1 pseudogene is annotated in these 540 nt (G+C 51.1%); it reads right to left on the bottom strand.

Annotated features, from left to right (window positions below):
- A pseudogene (locus PORUE0001_RS01325) lies at window positions 1-476 on the bottom strand (hypothetical protein); the annotation flags it as partial.
- Window positions 477-540 lie beyond the last annotated feature (64 nt).

Raw genomic sequence — 540 nt, 5'->3', positions numbered from 1 at the left:
CTATAAGCATCCATCGTCAGGGAGAGATATGCGAAGCCCCCTAAACACTTGACGTAGGTTATGTCTGATACGGTGAGCCGGCAATGGTCGGTGGCGATGTACTTAGGGGTGGTGTTCAGGTGGTCTTGGAAGCCGTGATTGACCACGCCCTTGGTTGTCTGAGGCGGACGCTTGCGTCTGCGACTTCTCAGTAGCATATCGTTGGCTCCTAACACTTTGTAGAGCCAGTCTCGACCTACTTGGAAGGTTCCTTTGAAGTACTTGTTGGTACACTCCTGGAGGGTGTCTACGCCTGCCCTGGGGAGCCAACTGCGCACATACTGGCAATAGTGTAGGACGGAGGCTACTTTGACATCTTCGTCTTGCTCGGTGAAGGTGTGCTTGTAGTAGCCTTTGCGGCTGACTTCTAGCTGCTGACAAAGGTAGGTTATGGAGAGCTTTTGATCTCTCACTTGGGCGGATTCAAGCTGTCTCACGGCTACAAATCGGTCTTTTTTTTAGATCAATGTGGTAGCGATTCAAGACCACTTCGAGTAGTGT

Source organism: Porphyromonas uenonis 60-3 (genome assembly GCF_000174775.1).
Taxonomy (GTDB): Bacteria; Bacteroidota; Bacteroidia; order Bacteroidales; family Porphyromonadaceae; genus Porphyromonas; species Porphyromonas uenonis_A.
This window is presented reverse-complemented; position numbering and strand designations above follow the sequence as displayed.